This window comes from Endozoicomonas acroporae (assembly GCF_002864045.1).
Taxonomy (GTDB): Bacteria; Pseudomonadota; Gammaproteobacteria; order Pseudomonadales; family Endozoicomonadaceae; genus Endozoicomonas; species Endozoicomonas acroporae.
The window spans coordinates 1-861 of the sequence record NZ_PJPV01000277.1 but is presented as its reverse complement, the minus strand read 5'-3'; the positions used below and the strand labels follow the sequence as shown (position 1 = coordinate 861).

The window sequence follows — 861 nt, the reverse complement described above, 5'->3', positions numbered from 1 at the left end:
GAATGGATTTTTTTTAGAGCCAATGGACCGGGACAATTGGTTATCGTTGAAATCATCAGTCAGGCGATATTGTTTGCTACATGAGCCCTTATCACGGCAGATCTTGCCCAGGTTCTCGGCATCCGCCACGTTAATCCAGCGGTCAGAGGCGGATGCTGATGCCGCACCCACCGCAGACAGGCCGACCAGAGCCCCCAGTGCCAAGGGTGTGTTTGGCAACTGGCTGGCCGGTAGCGTTGGGGCGGCGGATTTATCATACTGGTGTCGTAGGTTCTGTGAGGCTTTTCTGGCTTTGCCTTTCGTGTTTTCCAACGTCTCGTCCGGTGTCTTTTCCCTGTGTGTGCCAGGCTCAGGTATCGAACCGCCGCAAGCATTGAACGCATTCAGCTGATCGCTGGCAAACCGGCCCACAGCCGCCAGGTTGGCAAGATAGCTCAGCAGACTATTGATTTCTGGTGGCAGGCCGGAATAAGCTGCTATCGCCCGTCCTGCCAGTGCAGTGAACTGATGGAAATTATTGTTCTGGCCAACAACGCCCCAAAGATCAATGCCAGCAGCAGAGTCCGCAACATCCTGCACTGGCAGGTGGCGGTCACTATTCAGTGGATCATAGAGGGGGTGCAGTGACCGAATAAATGCACTAGCCCCCGATTGGATCACCTCCCACCCTCTCCATCGGCCCTCCGGTTCTGTGGTGGGGGTTGTTACAGGTTGCGGGTCGATGGCCATGCCTGCCGGGTTTACGCCTGATTGCCGTATCAAAATCATTACCTCATAATAAAATTGTTTACGGAGATATTAATCCATTGTCTTATAGGGCAAACACAAAGAAGCAAACAGGTCAGTGATGTTGGAGTATTT

1 protein-coding gene is annotated in these 861 nt (G+C 53.0%); it reads right to left on the bottom strand.

Translation table 11 applies throughout. The features are described 5' to 3' along the window. Positions 1-762, bottom strand: a 762-nt coding sequence (locus CX664_RS25145) for a hypothetical protein (protein WP_146000371.1), incomplete at its 3' end; no start/stop codon positions are given. Positions 763-861: the final 99 nt, after the last annotated feature.